A 15765-nucleotide genomic window follows, 5' to 3' on the forward strand; every position below is an offset into this window, starting at 1 on the left:
CCGATCTCGATCCGGTCTCTTGCCAAACTGCGCCGAAGGTCCGCTGCCGGGCCCTCGCGAAAACACACGCGGGACGGATTACCCTCCCGAGGCTTGCCGTGGACTCGCTGTTAGCCAGTTGCGCACCGGCTGCCAAATGCAAATCAACAGCACTGTTCATTCCAGAGGACGCTTCGCACGCTCTGCCGCTCAGGCATCGCCGAGGCGGTCCGTGGCGGGGCTGCCGAGCACCGCGTCGTTGTCGGCACCAAGGCGCGGTGCCGGCCCCTGGACGCGGCCGGGCGTGCGCGAGAACCATGTCGGCACGCCGGGGAGGCGGGTCGGCCCTTGCTGGGTTTCGATCACCTCGAAGAAGCCGATCGCGTTCAGTTGCGCGTTGTCGAACAGCTCGTCGGTGGTCCGCAGCGGCGAGCAGGGAATGTGCAGCGCGGTCAGCGTGTCCATCCACTCCTGCGTGGTGCGGGTGAGGAACGTCTCGCCGAGCAGGCCGTAGACCCGCCCGATCTGCGTGGCGCGCTGGGCAAGGGTGGCGAACTCGTCGCTCGCCCAGTCGGGCCGGACCGCCTGGACGAAGGCGTTCCAGTGCTTGTCGTTGTAGACGAGCGCGGCGACGTAGCCGTCCTTGGTCCTGTAGGGTCGCCGGTTCTTCTCGACGGCGCGGTGATAGTGCGCCGGTGTGGTCGGCGGCGAGAACATCGCGCCATTGGCGTGCTCGACCAGCATGAAAGAGGCCATCGCCTCGAACATGGTGACCTCGACCTCCTGGCCTTCCCCTTTCCCGCGGCCACCGGTGCGCTCGCGATGGAACAGCGCCATCATCGTCGCATAGAGCGCGTGGAGGCCCGCGACCTTGTCCGCCATGATCGTGGCCACGTAGCCCGGCTCGCCGTTCATCAGGCCCTGAACGTAGGGGATGCCGCATTCGGCCTGGATGGTATCGTCGTAAGCGGGCTTGTCGGCCTCGGGGCCGCGCCGGGAGTAGCCGTAGCAATTGGTATAGACGATGTCGGGCCTGATCGCGCGCACCGCCTCGTAGTCGAAGCCGAGCCGGGCGATCGCCTTGCCGCGCATCGAGTGGATGAAGACGTCCGCCGTGGCGATCAGCACCCGCAACGCCGCCTTGTCTTCCTCCCGGCGCAGATCGAGCATGACGCTCTTCTTGCCGCGGTTCACGTTGACGTAGATGCCGCCCATGCCGGCTTCGGGGCCGGTCGTGATCCAGCGGGTATTGTCGCCATCCGGCGGTTCGACCTTGATCACGTCGGCGCCCATGTCCGCCATGATCTGCGTCGCGTAAGGTCCGAACACGACGCTGGTCAGATCGATCACGCGAACGCCTGCAAGCGGTCCGCCTGCACTCGGTGCCGCTGCGTCCATCCTCAACTCCCGCCTTGTCCTGCTCTGGCGGTAGCGGTGCATCGTCGCATCGTCCATGCGTATTTCAGAACTGCAGACCGATATGTGCACGATCATGAGTTGTACGCGCGAACGGCGGTTGCTAGGCGGACGGCCATAATCCCGCCTTTCGGAGAGGAACCGCCGTGGATTTCGCCCTGACCGAGGACCAGCAGAACATCCGTGAAGCGGTGCTCAGGCACTGCTCGCAGTTCGACGACGACTATTGGCTGGAAAAGGACCGTTCGGGCGAGTTCCCGACCGAATTCCACATGTCCATGGCACAAGCGGGCTGGCTCGGCATCGCCATGCCGGAGGCCGTGGGCGGCGCAGGACTGGGGATCACGGAAGCCGCGGTGATGATGCAGGCCGTGGCCGAGAGCGGCGGCGGCATGACGGCGGCCTCCGCGATCCACGGACCGGTCTTCGGCCTGGAGCCGGTGCACCTGTTCGGCACGGAGGCGCAGCAGCGGCGGATGATCCCGCCCATCCTTTCGGGCGAGGAAAAGATGTGCTTTGCGGTGACCGAGCCGAACACCGGCCTCGATACCACCAGCCTCAAGACTCGGGCGCAGAAGGTGGACGGCGGCTACAAGGTCAACGGCGAGAAGATCTGGATCACCAATGCGCACGTCGCCGATCGCATGCTGCTGATCGCGCGCACCACCCCGCTGGAAGGGGTGAAGCGCAAGACCGAAGGGCTGACGCTGTTCTACTGCAAGCTTGACCGGGACGCGATCGAGCATCGCCTGATCCCGAAGATGGGCCGGCATGCGGTGGGATCGAACATGCTGTTCATCTCCGACTTGTTCATCCCCGAGGAGGACCGCATCGGCGAGGAGGGGCAGGGCTTCAAGATCCTGCTCCAGGGCCTCAATCCCGAGCGCGTGCTGCTGGGCGCCGAAGCGACGGGGCTGGGCCGCGTGGCGATCCAGAAGGCGAGCCGCTATGCGCGCGAGCGGATCGTGTTCGGCCGTCCAATCGGGCAGAACCAGGGCATCCAGCATCCGCTCGCCAGGGCCTGGATGCAGCTGGAGGCGGCAAGCCTGATGGTGTTCAAGGCGGCGACCCTGTTCGATCAGGGCAAGGACTGCGCGGTCGAGGCGAACACCGCCAAGTACCTTGCGGCAGAGGCCGGTTACGAGGCCTGCCAGACCGCGGTCATGTCGATGGGCGGCATGGGCTATGCGCAGGAGTACCACGTAGAGCGCTACTTGCGCGAAGTGCTGATCCCGCGGATCGCCCCCGTCAGCCCGCACCAGATCATGAACTACATCGCCGAACGCGTGCTCGAACTGCCCAAGAGTTATTGACCGCAACCCCGTTAAGCGCTGCTGGCCGTTCCCCGTCATTCCCGCGAACGCGGGGATGACGAAGGGTAGGATGAGATTGTAAGTCGGCTGCGGTTACTCGACCAGACAGCCGCAAGGGAGATACGATGCCGATGCACCACGAACCGATCGCCGCCCGCTCCTGGCTGTTCGCACCGGGCGACAGCGAGAAGAAGATGACCAAGGCGACCGAGGGCGAGGCCGACATCGTCCTCATCGACCTGGAAGACGCCGTAGCGCTCGAAAGCAAGGCGGCCGCGCGCCCGATGGTGCATGACTTCATCAAGGCGCACCCCGAGCAGCGCCATCGCTTGTGGGTGCGGATCAACCCGCTCGACGGGCCGCACACCCTGGCCGATCTCGCGGCGGTGATGCCGGCGCGCCCCGGCGGGATCATGCTGCCCAAGGTCTATGGCCGGCAGGATGTGGAAACGCTGGACAAGTACCTGGAGGCGCTGGAAGTCGCCAACGGCATCGCGCAGGGCTCAACCCCGGTGATCGTGCTCGTCACCGAGACGGCCGAGGGCATGTTCCATTGCGGCGACTACAAGGGCGCGCCGCGGGTGGTGGCGCTGACCTGGGGCGCGGAGGATCTGGCGGACTCGATCGGCGCCTCGTCCAACCGCAACCCGGACGGCTCCTACGCCTTCACTTACGAACTGGCGCGCAGCTTCTGCCTGATGGGCGCGGCGACCGCCGGAGTGACCGCGATCGAGACCATCAGCGCCGACTTCAAGGACCTCGATGCCCTGCGCGAGCGCGCCGAGAAGGTACGGCGCGACGGCTATCGCGGCATGATGGCGATCCACCCGGCGCAAGTGCCGGTGATCAACGCCGCCTTCACCCCCAGCGAGGCGGAGATCGCCGAGGCGCAGGAGATCGTCGACGTGTTCGCCGCCAATCCCGGCGTCGGCGCAATCGGGTGGAAGGGCGGCATGCTCGACCGGCCCTATCTGGCGCGGGCCGAGCGCGTATTGAGGCAGGTGGGCAGGGCTTGAGGCGTTCGGCGCCATGACGCCCGAACAGCTCGATCTATCGCGATACCTGCGTCGCGGCGACCGGATCGTCCTCGGCCAGGCTTGTGGCGAGCCCACGACGCTGGTCGAGGCCCTGATCGAACAAGGCGCTGCCATCGGTGAACTCGGGGCATTCATCGCCACCAGCTTTTCCGGCCTGTTCACGCCGGAGACGGCAGGCGCCTTTCGCTTGTCCTCGATGGGCGCGATCGGCGCGCTGCGGACGATGACCAAGGCCGATCGAGATGGCAGGGGCCTCCTCGACATCATCCCGATACACGTCAGCCAGATCGCGCCGCTGATCGCCCGGGGCGCGATGCCGTGCGACGTTGCGATGATCCAGGTGAGCCCCGCCGATGCGCAGGGCAACCACTCGTGCGGCCTGATCAGCGACTACGTGCGGGCAGCGGTCGACAAGGCGCGCGTGGTCATCGCCGAGGTCAACGAGCAAGTCCCCTACGTGCCCGGCGAGCTGATCCCGGCTTCCGCCATCGACGTCGCCGTGCAGGTCAGCCGCATGCCGGTCGAGGTCGCGCCCGCCAGCATCGGCCCCACCGACGAGGCGATTGCACGCTTCTGCGCCGAGTACATCGGCGACGGCTCGGTCATCCAGACCGGCGTCGGTGCGGTGCCCGATGCGATCCTGCGCCTGCTGCTCGACCGCCGGGACCTGGGCGTGCACTCCGGCATGCTGGGTGATGGTCTGGTAGACCTAGCCGAAGCCGGCGTGCTGACGAACGCGCGCAAGGAGATCGACCGCGGCGTCTCGATCAACGGCGCGCTGATCGGAACGCGGCGGCTCTACGACTGGGCGGCGAACAACCCGGCGATCCGAATGACGCCGACCTGCTACACCCACGATGCCGGCGTGCTCGGCCAGCTCTCGCGCCTCGTCACGATCAACTCCGCGCTGGAGGTCGACCTGACCGGCCAGGTCAACGCCGAGCAGTCCGGCGCCTCGTACCTGGGCGGCACCGGAGGTCAGGTCGACTTCGTGCGCGCCGGGGCTCGCTCGCCGGGCGGCGCGTCGCTGATGGTGCTGAGCGCCACGGCCAAGGGCGGGACGATCAGCAAGATCGTACCCCAGCTCTCCGGGCCGGTGACCTCGGCGCGAACCGAGGTCGACGTGGTCGTCACCGAGTACGGCGCCGCCGAGCTCAAGGGCCAGACCCTGGCCGAGCGCGCCCGCCGTCTCGTCGCCATCGCCCATCCGGACTTCCGCGCGGAACTGGACCGCACCGCCTTCGAGATCGCGAAGAGAGGCTTCTGACATGACCGACGCCGTCCGGTTCGACGCCCGCCCCGATGGCATCGCCGTCATCACCATCGATCGTCCGGAAACCCGCAATGCGCTCGGCCACGATGTCCGCGAAGGCCTGCGCGCGGCCTGGGAGCGCTTCGAGAGCGACCCGGCCCTGCGCATCGCCATCCTGACCGGTGCGGGCAACCAGGCCTTCTGCGCCGGTGGTGACCTCAAGGAGATGGTCGAGACCGGCATGGCCGTCCCGCCGCGCGACATGTTCCCGGTGCCCTACGACACGATCGAACTGACCAAGCCGACTATCGCCGCGGTGAACGGGCATGCCTTCGCGGGCGGCTGGATGATCGCCCAGGCCTGCGACTTGTGCGTCGCCAGCACCAACGCCAAGTTCGCCATTTCCGAGGTCAAGGTCGGCCGCGGCGTGCCCTGGGCGGCGCCGCTGATCCACATGATCCCGCAGCGGATCTTCATGGAGATCGTCCTCACCGGCAAGCCGATCGACGCCCGGCGTGCCTACGAGATCGGCCTGGTCAACCGCCTGGCCGAGCCGGGCGGTGCCCTGGATGCGGCAATCGCGCTGGCCCACGAAGTGCTCGAAGGCGCGCCGTTGTCGGTCAAGGCGGCGCGCGAGACGGTCATGCTATCGACCGAGATGGGCCGCTCCGCCGCGCTCCAGGCCGCCCGTGCAGCGCACGACCTGGCTTATCGCTCGCACGATGCTCAGGAAGGTCCACGTGCCTTTGCCGAGAAGCGCAAGCCTGAGTGGCAGGGGCGCTGACGCAAAGCCGTAAGGCCCGGCTTCAAGCCTGGCCCGTCCCGACGACGCCGGGCACCGGGATGCCTTCCTCGATCATCCTTGCCGCGGCATCCGGCTCGTGGCCGCGGCGCAGGAGCAGGATCGAGGATGCGCCGACGAGCACGGCAAAGCCCACGATCGTCAGGTACAGCTCGTAGCCGCCGGTCCGCGCCAGCGTATAGCTGAGCAGCACCGCTCCGCCCGCGGTGGAAAACGACATGGCGGCCGTCAACAGCCCCAAGGTCGAACTGTAGACCTCCACGCCGAAATGGCGCGCCACCAGGTAGGCGATGATGTCCCCTTCGGCCCCGAACGCGAAGCCCAGGCAGAACACGGCGAGGGTAATCACGGCGGGCGTGTCGAAGCTGGACGCGAGCAGGAACAGGCCGACGCATGGCAGCGCCAGGCCGACGAACGAGGTCAGGTAGACGTTGAAGCGGTCGAGCGCGACGCCGGTCACGAAGCGACCCGCCAGCATGCCGACCGAAACGGCGCTCAACATCACGGCGGCGCCTTCCCCGGTGATCCCGTTGGCCAGGAGCAGGAACTTGAGCTGAACCAGTATGATGGTCTGCGGCAGGTTGCACAGCAGCATGGCGAGCAGCATGATCCAGAACGCCGGTGTGCGGAAGATCACCGGATAGTCCTGGCGCGCCGTGCGCCTGGATGTGCTCGTCGCCGTGCCCGCTTTCGCTCGGTCGGGCGGCAGCAGCAGGAAGGTGACCAGGCCGGCGATCGCGGTGGCAACGGCCACCGCCTGGTAAGCGGCGCGCCACCCGTTGGCCTCTACAAAGGCGTTGAGGACCGGTCCGATGACGATGCCCGCCAGCGCCGGTCCGGAGGCCACGATCGCCAGGGCCAGCCCGCGCGCCTGGACGACGTTCTGCACGGCGGCGCGTGTGTAGACGGTGGATGTGGTGGTGACGCACAGGAGGCTCTGCAGCGAGAAGATGACTGCATAGACCCACATGTCCGCGCCCATCATGCTGTAGGCGAGATAGATCAGCGGCAGGGTGACCTGGCCGATCAGCGCGGTCTTGCGCACGCCGATCGTATCGGCAAGCCGCCCCACGAACGGGAAGACGAAGGACATCAGCAAGGCCAGACTGCCGATCATCGCGAAGTCGGCCTTGGACCATCCGGTGTCCGCGACCAGCGTGGGCACGATGGTGCTGGTGATCACGCCCACCACGGACATGCCGCTGCCCATGCCGATGGTGGCCGCCAGGAGCGGCCTCCAGTTGCGTGCCAGCTCTGCGAAGTAGCTCATCGATCATCCTCTGCGTGCCGGTGCGCGAGCATGCTCACGCTCGTAATCTCTGGCGAATTCTCTGGCCGGTGTTCTGGGCAGGCGCGGCGGCGGCGTCTACCCCGATTGTCGGTCCGGACGCCCATCGCGCAAGTGCACAACGCCCACGCGAAGTTCGCGATGACGCGCGGTGAACTCGCCTCTACAGCGCTGCGCATGTCCTTCGTTCCGCAAACCCATGACGCCATCATCCTGGGCGCCGGTGCCGCTGGCCTCATGTGCGCGGCCATCGCCGGGCAACGGGGACGGCGCGTGCTGCTGCTCGATCATGCGCCGGAGGTGGGGCGCAAGATCGTGATCTCGGGTGGAGGGCGGTGCAACTTCACCAACCTGCACACCGCGCCCGATCGCTACCTCTCGCAGAATCCGCACTTCGCCCGCTCTGCGCTCAGCCGGTACACCGCGCTCGACTTCCTGGCGCTGGTGGAGCGGTACGACATCGCCTGGCACGAAAAGACGCTGGGGCAGCTGTTCTGCGACGGTTCGGCACGTCAGATCGTCGCCATGCTGCTGGCGGAGTGCGCGAAGGGCGCGGTGGAGGTGCGGTGCGAGGCGCCGATCTCGGGCGTGACGCATGGCGACGGTCTGTTCGCGGTCTCGCATTCGGGAGGCGCGGAGGCGAAGGCGCCGGCGCTGGTGATCGCCACGGGTGGACCCTCGATCCCGAAGATGGGGGCGACCGGCTTCGCCTACGACCTGGCGCGGCAGTTCGGCCTCAAGGTGGTGCAGCCGCGGCCCGCGCTGGTGCCGCTGACGCTGCCGGCCGAGGAGGCGCTGTTCCGCGAGCTTTCGGGTGTCAGCACGCCGGTGCGGGCGCGCTCGGGCAAGGTCGGTTTCGACGAGGCGGCCCTGTTCACCCATCGCGGGCTGTCGGGCCCGGCGATCCTGCAGGTCTCCAGCTACTGGCAGCACGGGGAGGAGGTCGGGATCGACTTCGTGCCCGAGGCGGATGCGGGCTGGCTGGTCGCGGCCAAGCGGGCACGGCCCAAGGCTTCGCTGCGGCGGGTGCTGGAGGAGGCGTTGCCGTCGCGGCTGGCGGACGTGTTGGCCGAGCGCGTCGGCCTTGCGGGCGATCTCGGCAACGTGGGCGACAAGGCGCTGGCGGCGGCAGAGGCCCGGCTGGCGGACTGGCGCTTCCGCCCCGACGGCAGCGAAGGGTTCGCCAAGGCCGAGGTGACCGCCGGCGGGATCGACACGCGCGGGCTCTCGTCCAAGACGATGGAGGCGGTCAAGGTGCCGGGGCTCTACGCCATCGGCGAGGCGGTGGACGTCACCGGATGGCTGGGGGGCTACAACTTCCAGTGGGCCTGGGCCAGCGGCGTCGCGGCCGGGCAGGCGGTTTAGGTACTCTCGGTACGGGGAGGGGGTGTCCTCCCCGGCACGGGGAGGGGGACCGCGCGCAGCGTGGTGGAGGGGAGTCTCGGCACCTCCAGACCTTGCCGGCAAGGGCGCCTGAGGACGCGAGTCCCCACCACCCCTCGCTGCGCGAGCGGTCCCCCTCCCCGCATCGGGGAGGACAGCCCAGATCCTCCCCTGCAAGGGGAGGTGGCAGACGCGAAGCGGCTGACGGAGGGGTGTCAGCGCTGGCGGAGTGCTCGACCGTGAGGGTTACACCCCTCCACCACTCACTGCGTGAGCGGTCCCCCTCCCCTTGCAGGGGAGGATCTAAGAAGCTGCAAGGGGAGGAGTTGGGCACAACTCGACCTCCGCCGGCGAACGCGGATTTACGCCAAAAGGAAAGTCTCACGACGGACGTGCGGCCGGCGCGGCCTGGCGCGACAGGCTTGGCTCGGGTTCCGGTGTGCGAACGGCTGGCGGAGGAACACGCAAGCGTGCCGCCAACTCGGCCTTGTTGGTGCGAAGCGCCGGCGGGCAAGGCTCGCGGGAACTGTGCCGGCTCCGGGCTGGAAGTGCAGTGTGTCGCCTCCAGGCGGGATAAGGCTTCGCAACTGGGGTGCAGGCGCCCGTCTCTAGGCGCCGGCCGCATGGTGCGGGGCTGGTCGAGCGATGCACCGCTCACCCGCACCCGCCGTGTACCGAAAGCCAAGCTTTCACCTGGCTCCAGTGCTGCGGCATATAACCTAAACGGTTCTAAATGTCAAGCTTTCCGATCCGCCCGTTCCAGAGCGGATCGGAAGAGCACGGCATCAGGCGTCCAGGCGCATGCCGGGCATGTCGCCGGCCTGACGCCAGCTTTCGATCTTGCGCTGCCAGTCGTCCCAGCCTGGACCCCAGCCGCGGAACAGGAACCACTTGGCAGCCTTGTCGCCGTCGTTGGTGAAGTAGCTGGGGGTGCATTCATTGAGCACCATCGAGAGGTCGAGTTCCTTCTCGCGGAACTCCTTCACGTAGGCTTCCATGCCTTCGCGCGTCGGCTCGACAGCCTTGATGCCGCGATTGTGCGCCTGGGCGATGATCCATGCGGCGTGGCGCGCCTGTTCGCCGAACTGGACGGTGGTGTTGCCGTTCAGGCCGCCCTGGATGTAGCCGGTGAAGTACATGTTCGGAAAATGATGCGTCATGTTCCCGTTCAATGTCAGCGGGCCATCGGCCCAGTGATCGTAGATCGACACGCCGTCACGGCCTTCGATCTGCTCGATCCCCCAGCGGCGCTTGAGGTCGCTGGTGACTTCGAAGCCGGAGGCGAAGATCATGCAGTCGATCTCGTACTCCTGGCCGTCCTGGATGAAGCCGTTCTCGGTCATCGCTTCCAGCCCGGCGGTCTTCGACACGTCGATCAGCTTGACGTTGGGCCGGTTGAACGTGGGATAGTAGTCGTTGTTCGACAGCGGCCGCTTGCACATGAAGCGGTAGTAGGGCTTGAGCGCCTCGGCCGTCTCCGGATCCTCGACGATGGATTCCACCCGCTTGCGCAGGCGTTCCATGACGCGGAAGTCCATGACTTCGCGGCGTTGCATGAACTCGTTGAAGTCGATCTGCGGCCAGCCGTCTTCCTCAAGCTCGGCGTTGAGGTTGCGGTTGATCTCGGTCCAGATGTCGCAGATCAGATCCTTGTCGCCCGGCGGAATGATCTCGTTGGCGGCGCGCAGGAAGTTGGTCTGGCGCTCGGCCTGCCAGCCGGGCTTGAGCGACGCCGCCCATTCCTGGTCCGTCGGCGGATTGGGCCGCTCGTCCACGCTGGAGGGCGTGCGCTGGATCACGTACAGCTGCTTGGCGTACTTGCCGAGGTACGGCACCGCCTGGATCGAGGTGGCGCCGGTGCCCAGGATGGCGACGCGCTTGTCGGCCAGCTTGTCCAGCACCGGGTTGCCCCACTCGCCGCCGGTGTACTCGAAGTCCCACCGGCTGGTGTGGAACATCTTGCCCTTGAACTTGTGCAGGCCCGGCATCGACGGGAACTTGGGCGTGGAAAGCGTGCCGCCGCACATGATGACGTGCTGGGCGCGGATCGTGTCGCCGCGATTGGTGGCGATGCGATAGCGCTTGATGCTCTCATCCCACTGGATCGCGGTGATCTCGGTGTGGAGCAGCGCCTTGTCGCGGAACTCGAACTTGTCGACGATTGTCTGGATGTAGTCGTAGATTTCCTTGCCGTCGGCGAACTTCTTGGAGGGCAGGGTGCCCATTTCCTCAAGCAGCGGCAGGTAGCAGTAGGCGTCGTTGTCGCACTGGATGCCCGGGTAGCGGTTCCAGTACCAGGTGCCGCCGAAGCCGCCGGCATGCTCTATATGGCGGAAGTCGGTGATGCCGGCCCGGGTCAGGTGGAAACCCGCCAGAACGCCGGTCCAGCCCGCGCCCAGGATCGCGACCTCGATATCCTCGTCCACGGCATCGCGCGGGACGACGGGGGTGAAGGGATCATGCTCGCGGGTGTCGTGGACCAGATGATCCTCCGGCGCGGCATAGTTGCCGCCGACCTTGGAGGGCATGCGCTTGTCACGCTCGGCCGCGTACTTGGCCTTCAGCGCCGGGATGTCGATTTCCTCGGGCGCGGGTACGATCGATTTCAGGCAGTTCATGTCCGATCCCACTCTTTCCTGGCTGCGCCAAACCCAGGCAGCGGCCTTGATGCGAGAGATAGTCTCGCGGCGTTAGTTGTCAACAGTGTTGTTCATTAGTGGAGCCTGGCCACGTGTCGCCATGCCGAAGCTGTAGGTGATGTGATCGACGTGGCCGTGCAATCCGAAATCGAGGATCTCGGCGTTGTCGAGGAACCGGGGCGCGGCTTCGGCGACCTCGTCCAGCGTCCACGAAGGCTGGTACACGCCCGGTGTCTCGGCGATGAACATGCGGGCGACACGGCCGGCGATGGCCGCGATCATCTCGCCCGAGATGCTGCAGTCCTCGTGTGCCAGCCAGGCCACTGCCGGGGCGACCAGTCCGGGCTCCATCGGCGGGTATTGCGAAGTGTCGATGCCCTCGGCCATGCGGGTGACGGCGCTGGGGACGATGACGTTGCACTTGACGTTGCAGTCCTCCCCCTCGAGCGCGGCGACGTTGGCGAGGCCGATCATGCCCGACTTGGCCATGCCGTAGTTCACGCAGGCCTTGTTGCCATAGATGCCGCCGATCGAGGAGGTCAGCACGATCCGGCCGTAGCCGGCATCCTGCATGGGCGGGAAAGCGGCCTGGACGACGTGGAACGCGCCCATCAGGTGCACGTCGACGACGCTGCGGAAATCCTCGTAGCCGATGTCGCGGATCTTGCCGTAGCGCACGTTTCCGGCGTTGTGGATCAGCACGTCGATCCGGCCCCAGGTGTCGAGCGCCGCCTGGACGATCGCGCGTCCGCCTTCGGGTGTGGCGACCGAATCGGTGTTGGCGATGGCTTCGCCACCTGCGGCGAGGATCTCGTCGACGACGCTCTGGGCGATGCTAGCGTCCGGGCCGTCGCCCCGGACCGCACCGCCCGGATCGTTGACCACCACTTTGGCACCCAGCGAGCCCAGCAGCAGGGCATAGGCGCGACCCAGGCCCCGGCCCGCGCCGGTGATCACGGCAACGCGGCCCTTGAAGTTCCTCATCGCCATGGCTCTCCTCCGACCGGCGCACGCGCAATGGCGAGCGCCCATTTATTCGAACGACACCCCGATATGCGTCCAGCAGCAGCATGGCAATTCGACAGAGAGGGCGGGCGCGACGGCACGGCGATGCCTGCATCGTGGGCGTTGCTTTGCGAGGAGCCGGCATGCACGGTACCACCCCGGCCGAAGAATCGGCATCAAGTCGGCGGAGAGGCGTATACATGTTGCAACCCAGTGGCCGTAATCAGGCAGGCGTGTCGGCAAAGCCGGGCGAAGGCTGGATGCTCCATCGCCTGACGCCTGCAAGCCGCCTCCAGAGCGCCAACGGCATCCGCACCCATGCCGATGGCCGCATCTGGGTGGCGCAAGTCGCGGGCAGCCGAGTGAGCGCGATCGACGTCGACACCGGCGCGATCGAGACGATCAGCCCGTCGAGCGGCGGGATCGTCGGCCCTGACGACCTTGCCTTCGACGAAGCCGGCAATCTCTATTGCACCGAGATCACCGAAGGCCGCGTCTCGATGATGACGCCCTCGGGCGAGTACCGCGTGGTGCAAGGCGAAATGCCGGTGGCCAACCCGATCACCTACCACCAGGGCAAGCTGATCGCGGGCGAACTGCGCATGGGCGGCCGGATCATGGAGCTGGACCGCAATGGCAGCGACCATCGGGTGATCTACGAAGGCGTGCCCTTGGCCAACGCCTTCGAGGTCGGCCCCGACGGCAAGCTCTACTTCCCGGCCCAGGGCGCCAACGAGATATGGCGTATCGGCCTCGACGGCGGCGAGCCCGAGGTAGTGGCCAAGGACCTGGGCGTGCCCGATTCGGTGAAGTTCCATCCGGACGGCTACATCGTGTCGACCCAGGTCTATTCGGGGCAGGTGCTCAAGATCGACCCACGCACCGGCGAGAAGTCGGTGCTGGCCGATATCGGCCCGGGGCTCGACAACGTCGCCTTCGTCGGCAAGCGCACTTTCGTCAGCCACATCAACGGCTCGATCACCGAGGTTCTGGAACCGGGCAAGACCAAGCCGCTGGTCGAGGGCGGGCTGGAGTGGCCACTGGGGCTCGCTGTCGGTGCTAACGGGCACCTGATGGTCGCGGACGGCGGCTTTACCTACCTGCTGGCGCCGGGCGATCACCTGCAATTGGCCGGCATGCTGTTCACCCCCGGCTACCCCGGCTGGATCCGCGACATCGCCTCGGCCGGTGTCGACGAGTGGGTCGTCACCACCGCCAACGGCGAAGTGGCGTTGTGGGACCCGGCCGGACAGGAGACGCAAGTGCTGGCGAGCGGATACGATCGCCTCATGGGCGTCGACACCGGCAAGGGCGGCCGTGTTGTCTTCGCCGAGATGCCGACGGGCCGTGTGCTCGAGGTTCAGGGCAGCGACGTGACCGAACTGGCCTCCGGTCTAGACCGGCCGATGGGCGTGGCGGTTGGGGAAGACGGCACCGTGTTCGTGGCCGAGGCCGGCGCGGGCCGCGTGGTCAAGCTGTCGGGCGGGCGCAAGGAGACGGTGATCGACGGGCTGGGCCGGCCCGAGGGTCTCTCGATCCAGGGCGGCACGCTCTACATCGCCGATCCCGGCGCCAATGCCGTGGTCGCCTGCGATCTGTCGGGCGGTGCGCGTGAGACGCTGGCCTCCGACTTGCCGATCGGCGGACCGGGTGGCGCGCCGACGGTGCAGCTGGGCGGTGTCGGCGATATGTGCGGGCCGATGAACACGTTCGTCGGCATCGCCGCAGCCGCCGACGGTACGGTCTACGTCTCCGCCGATGCCGAGGGGAGCGTCCTGGCTTTGCGCAAGTCATGACCTGATCGAACACTAACCCCGTCGCCCCCGCCTGCGCGGGGACGAGGGTCGAGGATAGTGGATTGAAGGTAGGCGCGCCTCTGCGCCATTGTTTGGGATAGAGAGCGATGTTCAAGCAGATCTGTTTTTTCCGCAAGCGTCCGGACATGACCATGGACGAGTTCATGGACTACTACGAGAATCAGCACTCGCAGCTGGCCAAGAAGGCCTCGCTCAAGCCGGCGATCCCGAACGCGACGCGCTACGTGCGCCGCTACCTCAAGCCGGAGACCAATCCGGTGACCGGGCAGGTCATCGATCCGGGCTACGACTGCCTGATGGAGATCTGGTGGAACAGCCGCGAGGATTTCGAGAACTCGCAACGGATCATCTCCAATCCCGAGCGCCTGCCCTTCGTCAAGGAGGACGAGAAGAACCTCTTCGCCAGCCATGACAATCCGGTGGTCAGCGTGATCGAGGAGTACGATTCGCCGATGGGTCCCAACGGTGAGAAGACGCACATCGACCTGCGTTACGGAGATTGAGCCGCTATGGCGATTGAAGCGCCCGACGCCGTCGGCGTCGGGGCTGCTCCGGCGCAAGATGCACTGGCGGTAGCGACGCCGCTGACAGCGGGCGCTGAATGGCGTGCCTACCCGATGCTGCCGATCGCGGCGGCCTTCGGCTACGCGACGAGCGTGATCCACATCTATGGCTTCGGGCCCTACGTTGTGCCGGTCTCCGAGGTATTTGGCTGGTCGCGCGCGATGGCCACCGCCGGCATCAGCCTGGCGACGATCGTGCAGGCGTTCTTCGGCATCCTGATCGGTCTGGCGGTGGACCGCTTCGGACCTCGCGGCTTCGCCCTGCTCGGCATCGTGCTGGTGCCGGCCGCCTTCGCGCTGATCGGCACGGCGACGGGCAGCGACCTCAACTGGTACTTGCTGTGGGGCCTGCTTTCGATCTGCGTTCTGCCGGTGCAGGCGACGATCTGGACCAGCGCGGTCGCCTCGCGCTTCACCGTTTCGCGCGGGCTAGCCTTTGCGGTGACGCTGTGCGGCGCCTCGATCGCGGCAACGGTGTTCCCCTTGATGGGCAGCTACCTGATCGGCCGGCTCGGCTGGCGCCTGGCGCTGGCGGCGCAAGGCGGCTTGTGGCTGCTGATCGCCTTCCCAGTCATCTTCGTGTTCTTTCGCAGCGCCTTCGATCGCGAGAAGGGCGCGCGCAAGGTGGCGGGCGAAAAGCCCCGCCCGCGCGATCTACCCGGCGCCACGCTGCGCCAGGGTGTGTTCTCGACCATCTACGTGCGCCTGTTCGTCGCCTGCCTGCTGTTCACCTTCACCATCCTGGCGCTGGTCGTGCACTTCGTCCCGATCATCACCGATCGCGGCGCCGATGCGGTGACCGCCGCGGGCTTGGCGTCCCTAATCGGCGTGTTCTCGCTGATCGGACGGCTGACCACCGGCGCGCTGCTCGATAAGTTTCCGGCCTCGCTGGTGGGTGCGGTGGTGTTCCTGCTGCCGGTGGGGTCCTGCCTGATCCTGCTACTGGCGGCCAACTCTTACGTCGCGCTGGCGCTGGCGGCGACGCTGGTCGGCCTGACGCTGGGTGCCGAGATCGACGTGGTCGTCTATCTGCTCAGCCGGCATTTCGGGCTGAAGAACTTCGGCGGGCTTTATGGCGGGCTGCTGGCGGCCCTGTCGATCGGTACTGCTGCGGGCCCGTTGGCCGCCTCGGCGGTGTTCGACCGGACCGGCAGCTATGCGCTGTTCCTGTGGGCGGTGCTGGGCTGCATGGCCGCGAGCAGCGTCGCCATCGCGACCTTGCCGCACAAGGCACGGGACTGGAGCGCCGGCTAGCGTCGTCCCGGGCTCGA

12 protein-coding genes are annotated in these 15765 nt (G+C 67.0%); 8 read left to right on the forward strand and 4 right to left on the reverse strand.

Going from position 1 to position 15765, the window contains the following annotated elements; genetic code table 11:
• Window positions 1-189: 189 nt before the first annotated feature.
• Window positions 190-1377, reverse strand: a complete 1188-nt coding sequence (locus tag HNO88_RS08585; RefSeq protein WP_184244112.1) for a CaiB/BaiF CoA transferase family protein — start codon at window positions 1375-1377, stop codon at window positions 190-192.
• 164 nt (window positions 1378-1541) lie between these two features.
• Here HNO88_RS08585 and HNO88_RS08590 point away from each other — a divergent pair, with 164 nt between their 5' ends.
• The 4 genes from HNO88_RS08590 to HNO88_RS08605 all read left to right on the forward strand — a co-directional run bounded on the left by HNO88_RS08590 (window position 1542) and on the right by HNO88_RS08605 (window position 5781).
• Window positions 1542-2708: an acyl-CoA dehydrogenase family protein gene (locus tag HNO88_RS08590; RefSeq protein ID WP_184244114.1), complete on the forward strand. Its 1167-nt coding sequence runs from the start codon at window positions 1542-1544 to the stop codon at window positions 2706-2708.
• A gap of 131 nt (window positions 2709-2839) precedes the next feature.
• A complete protein-coding gene (locus HNO88_RS08595; RefSeq protein WP_376768763.1) occupies window positions 2840-3724 on the forward strand; it encodes an HpcH/HpaI aldolase/citrate lyase family protein in 885 nt (294 codons plus the stop codon).
• Window positions 3725-3737: 13 nt separating this feature from the next.
• Window positions 3738-5012, forward strand: a complete 1275-nt coding sequence (locus HNO88_RS08600) for an acetyl-CoA hydrolase/transferase family protein (RefSeq protein ID WP_184244117.1) — start codon at window positions 3738-3740, stop codon at window positions 5010-5012.
• A 1-nt stretch (window position 5013) separates the two neighbouring features.
• On the forward strand, window positions 5014-5781 hold the full coding sequence (locus tag HNO88_RS08605; protein WP_184244119.1) for an enoyl-CoA hydratase-related protein: 768 nt from the start codon (window positions 5014-5016) through the stop codon (window positions 5779-5781).
• Window positions 5782-5803: 22 nt separating this feature from the next.
• Here the strand turns inward: HNO88_RS08605 and HNO88_RS08610 are convergent, their stop codons facing one another.
• Window positions 5804-7069: an MFS transporter gene (locus HNO88_RS08610; protein ID WP_184244121.1), complete on the reverse strand. Its 1266-nt coding sequence runs from the start codon at window positions 7067-7069 to the stop codon at window positions 5804-5806.
• A gap of 195 nt (window positions 7070-7264) precedes the next feature.
• On the opposite strand from HNO88_RS08610, the gene HNO88_RS08615 reads away from it, so the two are divergent.
• Window positions 7265-8452 carry a BaiN/RdsA family NAD(P)/FAD-dependent oxidoreductase gene (locus HNO88_RS08615; RefSeq protein ID WP_184244394.1) on the forward strand — a complete coding sequence of 396 codons (1188 nt, stop codon included), beginning with the start codon at window positions 7265-7267 and terminating at the stop codon, window positions 8450-8452.
• 803 nt (window positions 8453-9255) lie between these two features.
• Here the strand turns inward: HNO88_RS08615 and HNO88_RS08620 are convergent.
• Both HNO88_RS08620 and HNO88_RS08625 read right to left on the reverse strand, forming a co-directional pair.
• Window positions 9256-11088, reverse strand: a complete 1833-nt coding sequence (locus HNO88_RS08620) for a flavin-containing monooxygenase (RefSeq protein WP_184244123.1) — start codon at window positions 11086-11088, stop codon at window positions 9256-9258.
• 72 nt (window positions 11089-11160) lie between these two features.
• A complete protein-coding gene (locus tag HNO88_RS08625) occupies window positions 11161-12093 on the reverse strand; it encodes an SDR family NAD(P)-dependent oxidoreductase (RefSeq protein WP_376768764.1) in 933 nt (310 codons plus the stop codon).
• A 221-nt stretch (window positions 12094-12314) separates the two neighbouring features.
• Between HNO88_RS08625 and HNO88_RS08630 the strand changes: the two genes are divergently transcribed.
• From HNO88_RS08630 to HNO88_RS08640, 3 genes are all read left to right on the forward strand, one after another.
• Complete coding sequence (locus HNO88_RS08630) at window positions 12315-13910, forward strand: Vgb family protein (protein WP_184244127.1); 1596 nt, start codon at window positions 12315-12317, stop codon at window positions 13908-13910.
• 107 nt (window positions 13911-14017) lie between these two features.
• Window positions 14018-14434, forward strand: a complete 417-nt coding sequence (locus HNO88_RS08635) for an EthD domain-containing protein (protein ID WP_184244129.1) — start codon at window positions 14018-14020, stop codon at window positions 14432-14434.
• Between the two features lie 6 nt (window positions 14435-14440).
• Window positions 14441-15748: an MFS transporter gene (locus HNO88_RS08640; protein ID WP_184244131.1), complete on the forward strand. Its 1308-nt coding sequence runs from the start codon at window positions 14441-14443 to the stop codon at window positions 15746-15748.
• Window positions 15749-15765 lie beyond the last annotated feature (17 nt).

Origin of the sequence: Novosphingobium chloroacetimidivorans (assembly GCF_014204535.1) — a bacterium.
GTDB lineage: Bacteria > Pseudomonadota > Alphaproteobacteria > Sphingomonadales > Sphingomonadaceae > Novosphingobium > Novosphingobium chloroacetimidivorans.